13 protein-coding genes are annotated in these 17070 nt (G+C 55.4%); 6 read left to right on the top strand and 7 right to left on the bottom strand.

Annotated features, from left to right (window positions below; genetic code table 11):
• Positions 1–122: 122 nt before the first annotated feature.
• Complete coding sequence (locus ACIQU2_RS21350) at positions 123–2384, bottom strand: TonB-dependent receptor (RefSeq protein ID WP_403143803.1); 2262 nt, start codon at positions 2382–2384, stop codon at positions 123–125.
• A gap of 206 nt (positions 2385–2590) precedes the next feature.
• Between ACIQU2_RS21350 and ACIQU2_RS21345 the strand changes: the two genes are divergently transcribed.
• The 4 genes from ACIQU2_RS21345 (at position 2591) to ACIQU2_RS21330 (ending at position 7565) form a co-directional block, all read left to right on the top strand.
• Entirely contained in the window at positions 2591–3271 is a 681-nt protein-coding gene (locus ACIQU2_RS21345) for a Fe2+-dependent dioxygenase (protein ID WP_008148973.1), read from the top strand.
• A complete protein-coding gene (locus ACIQU2_RS21340) occupies positions 3268–4023 on the top strand; it encodes a tetratricopeptide repeat protein (protein WP_403143802.1) in 756 nt (251 codons plus the stop codon). Before ACIQU2_RS21345 ends, ACIQU2_RS21340 begins: the two co-directional genes overlap by 4 nt.
• A gap of 397 nt (positions 4024–4420) precedes the next feature.
• Entirely contained in the window at positions 4421–6640 is a 2220-nt protein-coding gene (locus tag ACIQU2_RS21335; protein WP_403143800.1) for an alpha-xenorhabdolysin family binary toxin subunit A, read from the top strand.
• Positions 6641–6686: 46 nt separating this feature from the next.
• The gene (locus tag ACIQU2_RS21330; protein WP_403143799.1) at positions 6687–7565 is read left to right on the top strand and encodes a hypothetical protein; all 879 of its coding nucleotides are present in this window, start codon (positions 6687–6689) and stop codon (positions 7563–7565) included.
• 43 nt (positions 7566–7608) lie between these two features.
• Here ACIQU2_RS21330 and ACIQU2_RS21325 read toward each other — a convergent pair whose 3' ends face one another.
• Complete coding sequence (locus ACIQU2_RS21325) at positions 7609–8772, bottom strand: type III PLP-dependent enzyme (protein WP_033058084.1); 1164 nt, start codon at positions 8770–8772, stop codon at positions 7609–7611.
• A gap of 930 nt (positions 8773–9702) precedes the next feature.
• On the opposite strand from ACIQU2_RS21325, the gene ACIQU2_RS21320 reads away from it, so the two are divergent.
• Positions 9703–10947 (top strand): DUF2599 domain-containing protein, encoded by a 1245-nt coding sequence (locus ACIQU2_RS21320; protein ID WP_403143798.1) that lies wholly within the window; start codon positions 9703–9705, stop codon positions 10945–10947.
• A gap of 93 nt (positions 10948–11040) precedes the next feature.
• Here the strand turns inward: ACIQU2_RS21320 and ACIQU2_RS21315 are convergent, their stop codons facing one another.
• From ACIQU2_RS21315 to ACIQU2_RS21300, 4 genes are read right to left on the bottom strand one after another with little or no spacing between them, the layout of a single operon-like run.
• Entirely contained in the window at positions 11041–12210 is a 1170-nt protein-coding gene (locus ACIQU2_RS21315) for an ABC transporter ATP-binding protein (RefSeq protein WP_347803570.1), read from the bottom strand.
• Entirely contained in the window at positions 12207–12860 is a 654-nt protein-coding gene (locus ACIQU2_RS21310) for an ABC transporter permease (protein ID WP_403143796.1), read from the bottom strand. Before ACIQU2_RS21310 ends, ACIQU2_RS21315 begins: the two co-directional genes overlap by 4 nt.
• Before the next feature lie 12 nt (positions 12861–12872).
• Positions 12873–13766 carry a glycine betaine ABC transporter substrate-binding protein gene (locus ACIQU2_RS21305; protein WP_403143795.1) on the bottom strand — a complete coding sequence of 298 codons (894 nt, stop codon included), beginning with the start codon at positions 13764–13766 and terminating at the stop codon, positions 12873–12875.
• A gap of 20 nt (positions 13767–13786) precedes the next feature.
• The gene (locus ACIQU2_RS21300; RefSeq protein ID WP_008148956.1) at positions 13787–14503 is read right to left on the bottom strand and encodes an ABC transporter permease; all 717 of its coding nucleotides are present in this window, start codon (positions 14501–14503) and stop codon (positions 13787–13789) included.
• 363 nt (positions 14504–14866) lie between these two features.
• Between ACIQU2_RS21300 and ACIQU2_RS21295 the strand changes: the two genes are divergently transcribed.
• Positions 14867–16450, top strand: a complete 1584-nt coding sequence (locus ACIQU2_RS21295; RefSeq protein ID WP_347803568.1) for a peptide chain release factor 3 — start codon at positions 14867–14869, stop codon at positions 16448–16450.
• A 190-nt stretch (positions 16451–16640) separates the two neighbouring features.
• Here the strand turns inward: ACIQU2_RS21295 and ACIQU2_RS21290 are convergent, their stop codons facing one another.
• Positions 16641–17006 carry a DUF4440 domain-containing protein gene (locus ACIQU2_RS21290; RefSeq protein WP_403143792.1) on the bottom strand — a complete coding sequence of 122 codons (366 nt, stop codon included), beginning with the start codon at positions 17004–17006 and terminating at the stop codon, positions 16641–16643.
• Between the last annotated feature and the right edge of the window lie 64 nt (positions 17007–17070).

The following is a 17070-nucleotide window of genomic DNA, read 5'->3' as shown; positions in this document are numbered from 1 at the left end:
ACGGGGCCTGGCCTTATGTAGGAGCTGGCGAAGCCTGCGATCTTTTGATCTTTGGCAATTTCAGCGATGCCAAAGATCGTCCGAACGCGGCCCGAGCCTTCGGCAGCTCCTACAGTTTTGGGCTAGAAGTGGAAGTTGGCGCTCAGCAGGGCGGTACGGCCCGCCGCCACGTGGGCGTAGTGGTTCTGCAGTATCTGATCGAAGTAACGCTCGTCGGTCAGGTTCTGTACGTTGAGTTGCAGGTCGACGTTCTTGGTCAGGGCGTAGCTGGCCATCGCGTCGTAACGCCAGTAGGACGGGATCTCCACCGAGTTGGCGACGTTGCCGAACTGGGAATCGACGTAGGTCGCACCGGCACCGACGGTCAACTTGTCCGGCACCAGATCGTAGGTCGACCAGAACGTGAAGTTGTTCTGTGGAGTGCTCGGCATGTGGTTGCCTTCATCGGCGGCGAGGGTGGTTTTGACCACTTCGCTTTCCATGTAGGTGTAGCCGCCGAAGACCCTCCAGTTACGGGTGAGCTTGCCGCTGTAGCTCAGTTCCACACCATTGACCTGCTGTTCGCCGTCCAGCACTTGAGTGGTGCCGCCGTCCGGATCGTTGATGCGGGCGTTGGTTTTTTCGGTGCGGAACAGTGCGGCGGTCAGCGACAGGTCGTCACCGAAGAAGTCCCACTTGGTGCCGATCTCGTAGTTGCGGTTCTTTTCCGGGTCCAGATCGGTGTTGTTCGCCGCCAGTTCCAGGCCACCATTGCCGCTGGTTTCACCGGACGGGTTGCTGGAGGTGGAGTAGGCCGCGTAGATGCTGCCGTTAGGCAACACGTTGTAGACCACGCCGATCTGGTAGTTGACCAGGTCGCTGGTGTTCTCACGGGAGAAGTCGTTCGCTGGCGCTGTGCTGCTCGCGTTGGCGTGGCCGCTGGATTCGACCTGGTAGTTGTCATAACGCAGGCCCAGGTTGAGGGACCATTGCTCGTTGAACTTCAGCGTGTCGAACACGTAGGCCGCAGCGGTCTTGGTGTCGGTGTCGGTGAACGCGGCGCTGTCGGTGATCGAGCCGTTCCAGTTATCCCCAGGCGTCGGGTTTTGCAGGCTGGTGCAGTCGCCAGAGTTGAACAGGGCGCGGTTGCACCGGGTGCCGCTGGCGGTCGAGGTCAGGATGTACGGGCGGTTGTGGGTGTCTTGATAAGAAAACTCAAGGCCGGTGACCAGGCTGTGCTCGATAGCGCCGGTGTTGAACTTGGCGCTCAGGTCGGTCTGGTTGATCCAGCCGCTGGACGTCGAGTTACGGCTTTTCGCGCCGCGATACACGCTGCCAAGAGCCACGTTGCCCTTGCTGTCGTCCGGGTTGGTGACGATGTAGTCGAGGGTCGAACGGGACATGCGGAAGCTGTTCGACACGGTCAGGTCATCATTCAGATCGTGTTCGATCTTGAGGGTGCCGCTGTCATTGCTGGTCTTGCGATAGTCGCGACCGGTGAGGCCGTAGAAGTTGTCGCGATCGACATGCACAGGTTTATCGACGTTGTACTTGCTGCGGTTGGGGCTCAAGGTCAACGGGAGGCCGTAGTCGGGCATGTCGTCGGTTTCGACGTGGTAGTAGCCGACGGTCAGGCGGGTGTCGGTACCCAGGCCGAACGCGAAGGAAGGTGCCACGCCCCAACGGCTGACGTCCACGGCATCACGGCCGGCGACGTTGGCTTCGTGCTTCATCAGGTTCAGACGGAAGGCCGAGGTGTCGGTCATCTGCTGGTTCAGGTCGAGGGTGGTGCGCTTGGTCTGGTCCGAGCCCCAGGTGAAACCGCCGTTGTAGGCATTGCCCAGTTTGGCGGTCTTGCTCACCAGGTTCAGGCTGCCACCGGTGGAACCGGCGCCGGTGAAGGCTGATCCCGGGCCCTTGCTGACTTCGATCGATTCTACGTTGAAGATCTCGCGGCTCTGGGAGGCCGGGTCGCGCATGCCGTCGATGAACACGTCGCTTTCTGCATTGAAGCCGCGAATGATCGGGCGATCGCCGGCCGGGTTGCCGCCTTCACCGGCACCGAACGTGATACCCGGTGTGGTGCGCAGCGCGTCGACCAGACTGGTGGCACCCGTGTCGCGAATCACTTGTTGTGGAATCACGGTGACGCTTTTCGGCGTTTCGCGCAGCGGCGCGGTGTATTTCTTGTTGGCCGAGGTATCGGTCTTGTAGGAGGTCTCGTCCTGGGCTGCGCCGGTGATATCGGTAGCGCCCAGGGAAATCACGTTGCTCGGTGCTTTTTCGTCGGTCTTTTCAGCCGCGAAAGCCATGTGGCCCGCAGAGCTGGCAGTGATCGCCACGCCAATTGCAGACGCGAGCAAACGCGGTGAACTGACCGGTAATTGTAGTTGTTGGCGTGACATGAGAATTCCCCTCCCCAAGGATTTGAGGCCGCGGAATATAGGGTAAACAGGTATTTGTATCAATTGCGAAACGTTACTATTCGCGAGGAATTTACATTCTTTACAATTTACCCTTACGGTTTTTGCTGTCTCGTACGTCGCGGGGGTTTTACAGGGTCAATAAGAATCAATACCATTGCCGTCTCTTTGTCTTCAGGTGTCATCCCATGCTGCTGCACATTCCCGGCGTGTTCGCGAAAGAAGAAGTGCAGCGCATCCGCGAGGCCCTGGAGCAGGCAGATTGGGCCGACGGCAAAATCACTGCCGGCTACCAGTCGGCCAAAGCCAAGCACAATCTGCAACTGCCTGAAGGTCATCCGCTGGCCAAGGAAGTTGGCGCGGCGATGTTGGAACGGCTGTGGAAAAATCCGCTGTTCATGTCAGCTGCGTTGCCGCACAAGGTCTTTCCTCCGTTACTGAACTGTTACACGGCCGGCGGCAGTTTCGACTTTCACATCGACAACGCCGTGCGCCAGCCCAAAGGCAGCATCGAGCGGGTGCGCACCGATTTGTCGGCCACTCTGTTCTTCAGCGAACCGGACGATTACGACGGCGGCGAGCTGGAAATCCAGGACACCTTCGGCACCCAACGGGTGAAGTTGCCTGCCGGCGACATGGTTCTGTACCCCGGCACCAGCCTGCACAAGGTCAACGCCGTGACGCGCGGCACTCGCTACGCCTCGTTCTTCTGGACCCAAAGCCTGGTCCGGGAGGACAGCCAGCGCGCCTTGCTGTTCGAGATGGACGGGGCGATCCAGCAGCTGACCCAGGACATGCCCGATCACCCTTCGCTGATTCGCCTCACCGGTACTTATCACAACCTGTTGCGTCGCTGGGTCGAGGTATGAGTTATCAACTGCGCCGCGAGGAAGTCCTCGACGGTGATCGGCTCAAGTCCATGCTCGACGAAAGCCCGGCGCGCGCGGCACAGGCGATTCTGATCGCCGCCCGTGAAGGTGTACTCGATGCGCAGGCCTTGCTCGGGCAGATTCTGCTGGATGGGCAGGGTATCGAGAAGGATCAGCCGCTGGCCTTACGTTGGTTCGAGATCGCCGCCCAGGGCGGGCACTTGATGGCGCGCAACATGCTCGGTCGTTGTCATGAACATGGCTGGGGTTGCGTTGCCGATGCTTCGGTTGCTGCGGAGCATTATCGCCAGGCCGCCGAAGCCGGACTGGATTGGGCGATGTACAACTACGCCAATCTGCTGGCCACCGGGCGCGGGGTGATCGAGGATCAGTTGCAAGCGCTGAACCTGTATCGCCAGGCGGCCGCGTTGGGCCATGCGAAGTCGATGAACCTGCTGGGGCGTTATCTGGAAGATGGCAAGGTTTGCCTCGCTGATCCACTCGCGGCACGGCAGTGGTATCAGCGATCTGCCGAAGGTGGGGATTTTCGGGGGCAGTTCAGTTACGCGGCGGTGCTGGCCGATGAGGGGCGAGTCTATGAAGCACTTGGCTGGTTGCGCAAGGCGCTGGTCGGGGGGAATGTGAATTTCTTGCGGGTGAGCAGTGAGTCATTACTAGACGCACATCATCCGCAAATTCGTGAGATGGCTGATGCTTACCGGCAGCGATTTTCCCAGCTGGCCGGCCTGTAACGGTTTATCGTTACTTCTATCTTCTTAATAGCGAAGTTGCCTTGATACGCAGGGTTGCGCAATAAAGAGCACCGCACAACAAGGCTTATTATCTTGGTTCCTATGACATAAAGGTCTGGCGATAAAGTATCCGCCGGGATTTTGCCGTTGTTGTTTAAGTGAGTGATTCGGTCAGTAAGTTTGTGGGGTTCATCTTTAAGTCATGACGTCAAGTCGGGTGAGGGCGATGTTTCTCTTGTGGTTTGTCATGATTTTATATATTTGAACTCTGGTGGATAACTGTGGTGCTGTATTAAAGTCTTTTTGCGCGATATCTGTAATTGAGTGGAGTAAACACTCGTCAGTATCGATGGAAACATAAATTTTATATACATCCGAAGAAGACAAGGAGTCTCTAATGGAATTCAAGGTGGACGATAAGATCGTCCAAGCAGCGGCGAAAGCGCCCAAAGTATTTGTGGAAGCGTCAACTGGCGATGGTGAGGTATATAACCGGGAGCCCGGAATGCAGCTGACCGCACAGCAGATTGTCAGTCTGAGGAAGTATGAAACTTTAGGGTTGTCTCTTCCTGTTCGGCTGCAAGATGTTATTGCGTATTTAAATTATGGCGCAGGTGATGAAGGGGGTGTGGGACTTAAGTCCAGGGATTTTCTACGCACATTCACAATGACATATGATCATGCTAAACGCTGGTCGCCATTGCGCGAGAAGATAATGCTGACAGGCACCGACCTTAAAGTTTTCGGTGGTAGCATTATCAGGATTGGCAAAGGAATTGTAGAGGTCTATGAGGATCTCAAAGCATCGAAATATCTGGAAGAGCACAATATCAACACGCCGGAGGAGTATCAGAAACTTAAAGCCAAGATTCCGAATCTTCCCGATCTTGGCTTGCCTGAGGGTGATGTTCCAGACATCAAGGCATACCTCAATGACATGCTGGCGAAGGTCAAGTTATGTCATGACAAGGCCGAAAGGGTTAGAGCCGAACTGGATAGCTTTGGCACTGATATGCGCGCGGAAGTGTTGCCGGAAATAAAGTTGCGATTAGAGTTTGTTTCCAAAAATACGTATCAGGCTGATATTCAGGTCCTGCAAGCTGAAATTGACCAACGCTCGAAAGAGATTGATGAGCTAAATAAGCAATATGACCAACTGGTACAGGAAGCGATCAAGTCGGCAGCGACCCTCAATATTGGCGGGTTGATTCTCGGCATCTATCAGGGTGTCAAGGCTGAAAAGATACGCAGTGAACGAAATATACTGAAGGAAGGGCAACAAGCCGCTAATCAAAAAATGGCCAGTAAAAGCCAGACACTGAACTCCTTGAACAAGGTGCGGGATGACCTTCAGAATCTGAGCTACGTTGCGATCGAGGCTGAAGTCGCGACTCAAAATCTTATGCTGGTATGGAATGCGTTGGCTACTTATATCAATGCATCTGTCCAAGAGGTCGATAAGCTGGAGGAGGCAACTTCTTTGCGGCGATTTAAAAATCAGATACTCAGTATCATTGATCCTTGGGAGCAGATAAAAGTAAGTTCTGATCAATTGCTGGCTGTGTTCGCAGAGGCAGATAAGGAATATGAGAATAATCGTTTGACTTTCAGGAGTAGGGTGCAGATGTTTTCGCTATTTAATAATTCGGATAATTCAGTTTTCAATATGGCGAACTTGCGTGGCCATGATGCCGCGGTGCAAGGAACGAACACCACTGCACAAATGCTCGTCGAACAATACGATTACTTGCCTGGTACTGTCAGAACAATGAATGGTCTGGCGATGACTATCAATAAGACAACGTCTGATCTGCGCAGTCAGGCGCAGACAAACAGTATCAAATTGGAACGTGCGGAGAAAAAACTGAAAGCCTATCAGGCAGAGCTTGAGTATCCGGACGATGTGGACGAGGTTCGTGAGGATATGGAGGCGGAACTCAAAATTGTATTCAATGCAATGTCCGCACAAACTGAAGATTTAAAAAGTTTTCATGCAAGTATCAGCTCTCCCTATGACAGAACTGCCTCGGAAAAATGGGTTGTTTCGCTGCAGCAGGATCGGGCATTCGCTGAAGCGCTAAAAACCAAATCCGAAGAAAAATTGGCGGAGCTGACAGAGCAGATGAAGTCCGTGTCCGAGGCGATTGACTTGATCGGGAAAGCAGGAGTCGACAAAATTGGTAAAGAGGCGCAGCTATCACTGGAAAATCTAAAAGCACTGGGTATGGCGCCGCCACAGATTCAAGTCGCATTGTTGGCCGTTGATACGATTAAAAAATTGATCTCTGGTATTGGCGAGGCCATTTCGTATCTCAACATGCTGGCGGCGTACAACAGGCTCAAGGATAAAGCGGGCGATCTGAGAGTGCAGTCGCAAAAACACACTAAAGATATCGCCCAGATTGATGGGAAGATTGAATTGGTACAGACGCTGGACAAGCTGGACGATGGGCGCTGGGAATACGTGAATGAATTCTCGAATCTGGTTGCCGACGTTGAAAAGTTCTCTCGCGAATTCAAGCAAGATAAGTCGCTGCCCGTCGAGTTGCGAGCGGATATCGCAATTGCCCGGATCTCAGACGTTGTTAAATACATGAAGACTATTCAGCAGTCATAAGGAGTCGAGGGGGTGGGCCGTACGCCCACCCCTTCTAAAATGAAAGATGAATAGACTTGCCAATGAATTTACCGCGGCGCAGCGGCGTGTATTAGATCGTTACACCAATTTCCTTGGTTCCCTGCAGCCGACATTCAACAGTATACCGGTTGCATTTGAGCGCCGTAGAAACAGCGGCCATCAACTGGCGGTTCTGGCCAAGGATTCGCGCTTGAACAATGCACCGTTTAATACGCGATATCTACAAGAGCTTTGGGGGCGCACTGAAGAAGCCAAGCGTTTATGCAGAACTTATATTGAAGATCTCGTAACGTTTGCCCGCGAATCTTTAGAAATTACCAAGCAAACTTCCAGGAACGAACCCGTTGGTCAAGTGGATTTCAGGTTGTACAGTTTGTCCAGGTCCCCGACCTGGAAGTTATTTCCGCCAAAGGATGTACGAGACTTGGTTCACGAGTTGTTTCTTCGATTTGATGAGCTAAAAGCTGCGATACGACAACTGAAATATACGATTACGGAGCTGTATGTTGAGTCGTTTGGACTGAAATCAGTATTCACGCGGGCGATGGACCATCGATCCTGTAATTGCCATCCACAACCGACTGTTGCGGAAGAGTTGTTTCGCGAGAATAACACTGCACCTGTCTGGGGCTTCGCTTATTCTTCCAGGGACGCTGTGGTCAGGGCAGCAGAATATAAGGCCGATATTGCAGTGTTATTTGATGGGTTCGCTTCTGTTAACTCGCAGATGGGGCTGTTCATCGAGGAAATGTATCAACGTATAGAGGGCGCGATCAACGAGCTGTTGCGGGCAAAGAGTGTGTCCAGACTAGGGGAGTTGAATTTCAAATTGGGCGCGACTATTGAGGGCGCTAATGAATGTATGGCGATGATGGACCACGTTGAGTCATGGCTGCGGAAATAAAAAAGGTCCATGTTTTCATGGACCTTCTATCTTGTGATATCGCTTACACGTAAAACGACTTCAGCGGCGGGAAGCCATTGAACTCAACCGCGCTATAGCTGGTGGTGTAAGCACCGGTCGACAACCAGTACAAACGATCACCAATCGCCAGGTTCAGCGGCAAACCGTACTTGTAGTTTTCGTACATGATGTCGGCGCTGTCGCAGGTCGGGCCGGCGATGACCACTTCTTCCATCTCGCCTTTCTTCTCGGTCCAGATCGGGAACTTGATGGCTTCGTCCATGGTTTCGATCAGGCCGGAGAACTTGCCTACATCCGTGTACACCCATCGCTCTACAGCGGTACGGGATTTACGGGCGACCAGCACCACTTCACTGACGAGGATGCCGGCGTTGGCGATTAGCGAACGACCCGGTTCCAGGATGATTTCCGGCAGTTCGTCACCGAAGTCTTCCTTGAGGAAACGGATGATTTCTTCAGCGTAGGTTTCCAGGCTGTTGGTGCGGGTGATGTAGTTGGCCGGGAAGCCGCCGCCCATGTTGATCAGCTTCAGGTGAATGCCGTCTTCTTCTTTCAGGCGTTCGAAGATCACTTTGACCTTGGCGATCGCCGCGTCCCAGACGCTGATGTCGCGCTGTTGCGAGCCGACGTGGAACGAGATGCCGTACGGCACCAGGCCCAGGTCGCGAGCGAGGATCAGCAGGTCCATGGCCATGTCGGTCTGGCAGCCGAATTTACGCGACAAAGGCCAGTCAGCGGTGGTCGAGCCTTCGGTGAGGATGCGCACGTAGACTTTCGAACCCGGTGCTGCCTTGGCGATGTTGCGCAGGTCGGCTTCGGAGTCGGTGGCATACAGACGCACGCCCTTCTCGTAGAAGTAGCGAATGTCTTTGGATTTCTTGATGGTGTTGCCGTAGCTGATGCGATCCGGGCCGACGCCCTGGTTCATCACTTTGTCGAGCTCGTAGATCGAAGCGATGTCGAAGTTCGAGCCTTTCTCTTTGAGCAGGTCGATGATTTCGACGGCCGGGTTGGCCTTGACCGCGTAGTAGACCTTGGCGAATTCGAAACCGGCGCGCAGGTCGTCATAGGCCTGGCTGATCATCGCGGTGTCGATCACCACGAACGGGGTTTCTTGTTTGTCGGCGAAGGCCTTCATTTTGTTGAAGGTATCGCGCGCGAAATAGTCTTCGACGTTGATCGACATGCTGGGAACTCCTACTGGCAAACTAGATTAATCAATGGGTGCGAGGGTGTGTCATCAATGAAATCGCGAGTGCGTTGCGCCTGAGCGCGTGCCAGGCAAGGCGCAGGCCGCCGCTCATGGTCATTCCCTTCGCAAGGCCTGCAACGCAGCATGGCGCGCGCTCAGGCACAACCCGAAGGGCCGGGCCTGCTTTTGCGCAGGGCTGCGTTGCTCGTCCCTTATTTGGAACAACCAAACCGCGGGCCTCGCGCCTTGCCCTGCGCAAAAGCAGGCTCCGGCGCACTCGTGATTTCATTGATGACACACCCTCCTGAACGTCCTCCGTATCCCCACTTTGGTTCGCCTACTTCCCAAGGCATGTCGCCGAAAGCAAAAAGGCCATGGGAAGCGGTGCTTTCCCTTGGCCTTGCTGTCTCGTCGTCAGTACTTGAGCCGGATGGATCGTTTCCAGCATGGACGTTCGGCGCGAACTTTAGGGCGTGAGGGGCTTGAGATCAACAAAAAATGTCGCGTTTTTGCACGCATCCGTCGTGCGGTGCGCCTCAGTCACCTGTGTAACCGACCTGCATGACAGTGCGATGTTCCCGAGACGCGGATTTTTTGAGGTGGATTCGCTCCACGAGCGATGACAGAACCTTTCCAATCTCCCTCCGCCAAAAATGAACGTTTAGTTTGGCTATAAGTGTTTCCACTTTTATTTCAATAAGATCTTGGTTTGCGGTTTGAACCTGTCATTTGTGACAGTGGTCAGGTGACGGATATTGATAAATACTTAGTTTGAAAGTTGCTCTTGAATGGTAAGTGGCTTTCAAGAGTTAAATCAGGTTTTCTGAGAAATTATCTCTGGCGAACAGGTATTTGTTTGTGGGCGTAAGTTTGTCTGCGAGTGAGCCGTTGCTTGTCGACTGAAATATCAATGAGGAATAGTTCATGTCTACTCGTTCGGCTAGGACGCTGCTGAAGGCTATCGTGTGTTTGTTGTGTGCATCAAGTTCGCCTTGGTTACAGGCAAGCGCCGGTAATGACGTGGCAACGCTGATGACTTATTACTACAACTTCACCCCGAGGGATTGCGGGAACGGTAGGCTTGCCTCAAATTGCTCCGGCTTGATGCTCAGGGGGACCGACAGCGGGAAGGGGTTCCATGTCTGGAATCCAAGCCCGCCGTCAGTCAAAAGTGGCGGTGTTTCAGTTTCTTATCTAAGGAAGGATGCCGAGTATCAGGATCTCGGGTTGCTGAAGAGTAATGGTTTTGTTTTAAAGCCGAATGACTTTTTATCCCGGGACGAAGTAAAGCTTGATGTGAAATGCGCCTTTCCCATTGATGCCTGGACTGATTACAGGACGGACCAGGGATGCGCCGACAATTCAAATACAGCGGAAAAAGAAAATACTTGCCAGGACGTCGGGATTACCACAGCTGCCGATTGGTTTAAGGATTATCGTCGCGTAAAAAGCAATCATCAAAAGCAATGTGGTTTTGTAATGGATGACCGTGGCAGCTTCAATAAGGGCGACGCTTTTTATCAGTTTATAAAGGCACGAGAGCTAATAAAAGACGAGTCGATGCAGACACAGACCGAATTGCGCCTAGGGACTTGGGAGCAGGATCTGCAGCCGAAGTTTCCAGTATTGGGCTTTATTTACACCGCGCCTTCCGGTCTGAAACTCGCTCAAAGCGATCAGAAGGATTGGTACGACGCTACGCTGGCGAAAACCGGCAAAGGCGATTGGATACCGGTTATTGCCGTCAAGCTTCCTAAAACCACTGCGCAGGACGCAACGTTTACCTACAACACAAGCGATCAGGGAGTTCCACCTGGAGACGCAGACAAAGGCTCATGTGAGAAGTACATCGAGAAAGCCGAATGGAATGAAAAATACTTCGAACCTGACATGAAAAAAACTATTCCCTCCCTGATGGAAACGCCGACGGCTTGCGGTAGAACCATTGGGCCGGACAAAACCAACGTAGCCTATGCGGAATTGTTCAACCTTGCGGCCAATAACAAGAACTGGAACTGGGGGCATGACGGCGGCAGCATGCGGCGGCAGTTCTCCTGCCATGTGGCCAATCCGAAGATCGCTCAGGACAAACCCACCTGGAATCTGGAACCCGCCCGCCCTTATGTATCGCATGAAGAGGCCGTTAACATGGATTGCAATCCACGCTGACCTTCGTGCCGGTATTGCGATGAGGGATTGGACTTAATAAAAGTGCAGCCGGGCGCGGGTTTGATAACCCGCGCGCCGACTGTCGTGAGGGCGTCAGGCGGTGGCGGCCTGTTCAGCCACTTCAGCGGGCGAAACAATACTGGTCTTGCCGCCACGGGACTTGCCGGAGCTTAAATACTCGGCAATCGATTCCTGTGTCACTTCACCCAGGAACACCCGCTCGGCATCCATCACCGGCAACCACGAGCGGTTGAATTCGTACATGCGCGACAACAGAATGCGCAAATGCTCGTCGTAGACTGCGGTGGCGTTGAACTCGCGCAGGTATTGCGCGCAGGTGCCGGTCTGACGGTGCAGGTCGCGACGTCGTACATAACCCAACGCCTTGTTCTCACCATCAGTGACCACCACATAACGACGGTCCAGTTCGTCCATCAACTCCAGGGCTTCAGCCACGGGCGTTTCCGGGCTCACCGACGGCGCGTTGTCCGCCGCGTCTTCGGCTTTCACCAGCAACAGACGCTTGAGGGTGCTGTCCTGGCCGACGAAGTTGCTGACAAAGTCGTCCGCCGGGTGCGCAAGCAAGGTGTCCGGGTGATCGATCTGCAACAACTTGCCCGCGCGGAAAATCGCAATCTTGTCGCCGAGCTTGATCGCTTCGTCGATGTCATGACTGACCATGATCACGGTCTTGTTCAGCGCCCGCTGCATCTCGAAGAACTCGTTCTGGATCATCTCGCGGTTGATCGGGTCGACCGCGCCAAACGGTTCGTCCATCAACAGCAGCGGCGCATCGGCCGCCAGCGCACGAATCACGCCGATCCGCTGCTGTTGGCCACCGGACAATTCACGCGGGTAGCGATTCAGGTACTGCTTGGGCTCCAGCTTGATCATGCTCATCAACTCGCGGGCGCGGTCGTGGCATTTCTGTTTGTCCCAGCCGAGCAGGCGCGGAACGATGGTGATGTTTTCCTCGATGGTCATGTTCGGGAACAGACCGATCTGCTGGATCACATAACCGATGTTGCGGCGCAGGGTCACGGCGTCAAGGTCGGTGGTGTCTTCGCCGTTGATCAGGATCTTGCCGGAGGTCGGCTTGATCAGGCGATTGATCATTTTCAGCGTGGTGCTTTTGCCGCAACCCGATGGCCCGAGGAACACACAGATCTCGCCTTCATTGACGGTCAGGCTTACCGAGTCCACGGCTTTCACATCTTTGCCGTTGCTTTGGAAGGTCTTGCTGAGGTTTTGAAGTTCGATCATTTCAGGAGTCCTTTTGGAGTCAGCGTGCGTTGCAGCCATTGCAGAAGCAGGTCGGCGAAGATGGCCAGGAGACTGACCAGCACGGCGCCGACGATCAGCATCGACATGTCGCTGCGGCTGATGGAAGCGAGAATGAGTACACCGAGGCCACCGGCGCCGATGGTGGCGGCGATGGTCATGACACCAATGTTCATGACTACGGCGGTGCGCACACCGGCGAGGATCACTGGCACCGCGATCGGCAGCTCAACCATGTGCAAGCGCTGGCCGAAGGTCATGCCGATGCCGCGGGCGGCTTCGCGAATGCCGGGGTCGACGCCGGTCAGGGCGAGGTAGGTGTTACGCATGATCGGCAGCAGCGAATACAGAAACACCGCGGTAATCGCCGGCATCGGGCCCAGGCCCTGGCCGAACTTGGAGTAGAACGGCAGCAGCAGGCCGAACAGCGCAATCGACGGCACGGTCAACAGCACCGTGGCGCTGGCCTGCAAGGGACCGGCGAGTGTCGGGAAGCGTGTCATCAGGATGCCCAGCGGCACGCCGACCAGAATCGCCAGGGTCACGGCGATGCCGACGAGGGTGATGTGCTGCCCGGTCAGTTGCAGGACCAGCGGCCAGTCGAGATGGGAAAAGGCGTTCAGAAATTCCATGTCTTTTCCTCCTTATTTGATGGGGTGCTGGCGCAGGAAATCGGCGGCAACGGATGAAGGGCTTTCGTGATCGACATCGACCCGCGCGTTGAGCTGGCGCATGGTGACGTCGTCGAACAGTTCGGCCAGCGGCTTGAGCTCTTCCGCGAGTTTCGGATGGACATCGAGGTAAACCTGACGCACCACCGGCGCAGCGGTGTAGTCCGGGAAGTAGTGTTTGTCGTCTTCGAGCAACTTGAGCTTGAAGGCGTTCAGTCGACCGTCGGTGGTGTAGACCAGACCGGCAAACACCTGACCATTGCGCAGGGCGGTGTAGACCAGCCCGGCATCCATCTGGCGGATGTTTTTGCGGGTGAGGTTCATGCCGTAGAGGTCCACCATGCCGTCCAGACCGTCGGAGCGGTTGGCGAACTCGGTGTCCAGAGCAACGAGGTGATTGGTCTTCGCCTCAGCCTGCATCACCGTGTTCAGCTCGCTGATGGTGTTGATCTGCGGATACGCCTTCGCGGTGTTTTCTGGCAGGGCCAGGGCGTAGGTGTTGCTGAATTTCGACGGGGTGAGCCAGATCAGGCCTTTTTTCGCGTCGAGTTCTTTCACCTTGGCGTAGGACTGAGCGCTGTCGAGCTTGTCAGTGATGTGGTTGTAAGCCACCAGCGACACGCCGGTGTATTCCCACATCAGGTCGAGCTGACCACTTTCGTGGGCGCTGCGAGCGAGGTTGCTGCCCAGACCGCCAGTCACCTGAGTGTCGTAACCCTTGGCGTTCAGGTACTGGGACGTGATTTCCGCCAGCAGGGTTTGTTCGGTGAACACCCGGGCGCCGATGCGGATCACCGGTTTTTCAGCGGCTTGGGCGATTCCTGCGAACAGCAGAACGCAGCCTATTAAAAAGCTTAATTTCTTCATAAGTATTCCTTTGCCGAGGCTTAAGACGGGCGCAGGCCGCGTTCGAGCCAGAGGCGGCTGGCGAGTGTCACCAGGCCGTCGAGCAGCAAGGCCAGCAGGGCGGTGCAGGCCGCGCCGAGCAGCAGTTGCGGCTGATTGTTCAAGGCGATGCCAGGGAAAATCAGGCTGCCCAGACTGTTGGCGCCAATCAGGAACGCCAGCGGTGCCGTACCGACATTGATTGCCAGCGCCACGCGCACGCCACCGATGATGATCGGCACGGCGTTCGGCAGTTCGACTCGCCACAGCACCTGAGTCGGTGTCATGCCGATGCCGACGGCCGCTTCCTTGAGCGAACCCTGAACGTTTTTCAGGCCTTCATAGGTGTTGCGCACGATCGGCAACAGCGAAGCGAGGAACAGGGCGAAAATCGCGGGGCCGCTGCCGATGCCGAGAATACCCAGGGCGATGGCCAGTACGGCAAGAGGCGGCACTGTGTTGCCGATGTTGAAGATCTGCATGAAGCGTTCAGCGCGGCCCACCATGGTCGGGCGGCTGAGAAAGATACCGGCGGGTATGCCCACAACGAGGGCGGCCAGCATGGAAGCGAGGACGAGAATCAGATGAGCTTGCAGGTAAAACAACAAATCGTCGCGGTAATGTTCGATCGTGTTGATGCCAATCCAGTGGACCAGCAGGGCCAGAAGGGCGACGACAACCGCACCTCCTATCAGCCCTTTGCCATAGCGAATAGCCACAGGCAGACTCCTTTTTCTTTGTCGGCGAACGCAGTCCCGAGTGGCATGCCATTCCTGGCTGCCGGGAAAAACAACGTTCGCGAGAAGCAGCTCTTCATGCTGATGAAACCGCATGAGATCGAGCCATAAGCGCAGCCTCGTCAGGCCAACTTGCTGATTTTTCAGCCCCTGGTACGAGTGCCGTAACAGGGGAGTGGACGTCTGCACCTTTTAAAAGGTTCCATAATTAGCAGCATTTAGCCACCCTTGATGTTTCTTCTGGCCCGTCGATCGCCGTTGGCGACAGGGCGAACGGTGGTCCGTAGATGTCGGTTTGCGCTATACTCGCCGCCCTTTTTTGAATCACCTGCCAGGCGATTTCCCATGACCAAACAGGCCGCCGAAGTCGCGAAACGCCGCACTTTCGCCATTATTTCCCACCCCGATGCCGGTAAAACCACCATCACCGAGAAGCTCTTGCTGATGGGCAAGGCGATTGCGATTGCTGGCACGGTGAAATCTCGCAAGTCTGACCGCCATGCCACCTCCGACTGGATGGAAATGGAAAAACAACGGGGTATTTCCATTACCACGTCGGTCATGCAGTTCCCGTATCGCGACCACATGATCAACCTGCTCGACACCCCGGGCCACGAAGACTTCTCCGAAGACACCTACCGCACCCTGACAGCGGTTGACTCGGCATTGATGGTTCTCGACGGCGGTAAGGGTGTAGAGCCACGGACCATCGCGCTGATGGACGTCTGCCGTCTGCGTGACACGCCGATCGTCAGCTTCATCAACAAACTCGACCGTGACATCCGCGACCCGATCGAACTGCTCGACGAAATCGAAGCGGTCCTGAAGATCAAGGCGGCACCGATCACCTGGCCGATCGGTTGCTACCGCGACTTCAAGGGCGTTTATCACCTCGCCGACGACTACATCATCGTCTACACCGCTGGCCACGGCCACGAGCGCACCGATGTGAAAATCATCGAGAAACTCGACTCCGATGAAGCCCGCGCGCACTTGGGCGACGAGTACGATCGCTTCGTCGATCAGCTGGAGCTGGTACAGGGCGCCTGTCACGAATTCAATCAACAGGAATTCCTCGACGGCCAACTGACCCCGGTGTTCTTCGGTACTGCACTGGGCAACTTCGGTGTCGATCACGTGCTCGACGCCGTGGTCAACTGGGCGCCGAAACCGCTGGCCCGTGTCGCCAACGAGCGCACCGTGGAGCCAGTTGAAGAGAAATTCGCCGGCTTCGTGTTCAAGATCCAGGCGAACATGGACCCGAAACACCGCGACCGCATCGCCTTCATGCGTATCTGCTCCGGCAAGTACGAAAAAGGCATGAAGATGCGCCACGTGCGCACCGGCAAAGACGTGCGGATCGGCGATGCGCTGACCTTCTTCTCCTCCGAGCGTGAGCAACTGGAAGAAGCGTTTGCCGGCGATATCATCGGCCTGCACAACCACGGCACCATCCAGATCGGCGACACCTTCACCGAAGGCGAAGTCCTGGGTTTCACCGGCATCCCGCACTTCGCCCCGGAACTGTTCCGTCGCGTACGCCTGCGTGATCCGCTCAAGTCCAAGCAACTGCGTCAGGGTCTGCAGCAACTGGCGGAAGAAGGCGCGACACAAGTGTTCTTCCCGACGCGCAGCAACGACATCATTCTCGGCGCCGTCGGTGTGCTGCAGTTCGATGTGGTCGCCAGCCGTTTGAAAGAGGAATACAAGGTCGAGTGCTCCTACGAGCCGATTACCGTTTATTCCGCGCGCTGGATCGATTGCGATGATAAGAAAAAGCTCGAAGAATTCCAGATCAAGGCTGTGGAAAACCTCGCCATCGACGGCGGTGGTCACCTGACCTACCTAGCCCCGACGCGGGTGAACCTGGCACTGATGGAAGAGCGCTGGCCGGATGTGAAATTCCGTGCGACGCGTGAGCATCATTAAGCGCTGAGCTGTAAAACCAAAAGCCCCGTTGCGAAAGCTGCGGGGTTTTTTAATGCCCCGATTTCGCCCGGTTAGGTGAAACCTTGTGGGAGCGAGCCTGTTCGCGAAATCGATAGACCGATCAACATAGGTGTTGAAGCTGAGGGCGCCTTCACGCGAGCAGGCTCGCTCCCACAGGTTCTGTGTTCAGTCACTGCAGTGGGAGTAATGTGCCCTGGTGGAACACCATCTGCCATTGCTCGCCCTGCTTGCGCCAGATCGAACTGCGCAAGCTGTTGGCGGGGGAGCGCTGGCCGATGGCGACGGTGTGACATTGATAAGTCACCAGGGCCGTATTTTCTGAGAGCTGTTTGGCTGCGAACTCACTGATGGTGCGCAGAGAGAACGACTGAAGAGGCAACTGTTCGACCAGCTCGGCCTTGTTCCAGATGCCACCGCTGGCGCCGAACTCGACAAAGTCGTCGGCGATCAGGCAGGAGATTTCTTCTGCGTCGCGCCGGGTTGCCCGTGACAGTAAGCGTTGTTCCAGATGCAGCAGTTTTTGAGACAGATCCATGGCAGTGGCCTTTGTCTGAGTTATTCGGCATTACCTTAACGCAGCACACAAGATGAGCTCGATC

It is taken from the genome of Pseudomonas sp. NPDC098740, assembly GCF_044760065.1.
Classification (GTDB): Bacteria; Pseudomonadota; Gammaproteobacteria; order Pseudomonadales; family Pseudomonadaceae; genus Aquipseudomonas; species Aquipseudomonas rossensis.
The sequence above is the reverse complement of the archived record's forward strand: the minus strand, read 5'-3'. Positions and strand labels throughout refer to the sequence as shown.

Bases quoted from the DNA above. Each gene is read 5' to 3' on its own strand.
- ACIQU2_RS21335 (WP_403143800.1), top strand. From the start codon at position 4,421: ATGGAATTCAAGGTGGACGATAAGATCGTCCAAGCAGCGGCGAAAGCG.
- ACIQU2_RS21290 (WP_403143792.1), bottom strand. From the start codon at position 17,006: ATGGATCTGTCTCAAAAACTGCTGCATCTGGAACAACGCTTACTGTCA.
- ACIQU2_RS21295 (WP_347803568.1), top strand. From the start codon at position 14,867: ATGACCAAACAGGCCGCCGAAGTCGCGAAACGCCGCACTTTCGCCATT.
- ACIQU2_RS21305 (WP_403143795.1), bottom strand. From the start codon at position 13,766: ATGAAGAAATTAAGCTTTTTAATAGGCTGCGTTCTGCTGTTCGCAGGA.
- ACIQU2_RS21320 (WP_403143798.1), top strand. From the start codon at position 9,703: ATGTCTACTCGTTCGGCTAGGACGCTGCTGAAGGCTATCGTGTGTTTG.
- ACIQU2_RS21330 (WP_403143799.1), top strand. From the start codon at position 6,687: ATGAATAGACTTGCCAATGAATTTACCGCGGCGCAGCGGCGTGTATTA.
- ACIQU2_RS21325 (WP_033058084.1), bottom strand. From the start codon at position 8,772: ATGTCGATCAACGTCGAAGACTATTTCGCGCGCGATACCTTCAACAAA.
- ACIQU2_RS21340 (WP_403143802.1), top strand. From the start codon at position 3,268: ATGAGTTATCAACTGCGCCGCGAGGAAGTCCTCGACGGTGATCGGCTC.
- ACIQU2_RS21345 (WP_008148973.1), top strand. From the start codon at position 2,591: ATGCTGCTGCACATTCCCGGCGTGTTCGCGAAAGAAGAAGTGCAGCGC.
- ACIQU2_RS21315 (WP_347803570.1), bottom strand. From the start codon at position 12,210: ATGATCGAACTTCAAAACCTCAGCAAGACCTTCCAAAGCAACGGCAAA.
- ACIQU2_RS21310 (WP_403143796.1), bottom strand. From the start codon at position 12,860: ATGGAATTTCTGAACGCCTTTTCCCATCTCGACTGGCCGCTGGTCCTG.
- ACIQU2_RS21350 (WP_403143803.1), bottom strand. From the start codon at position 2,384: ATGTCACGCCAACAACTACAATTACCGGTCAGTTCACCGCGTTTGCTC.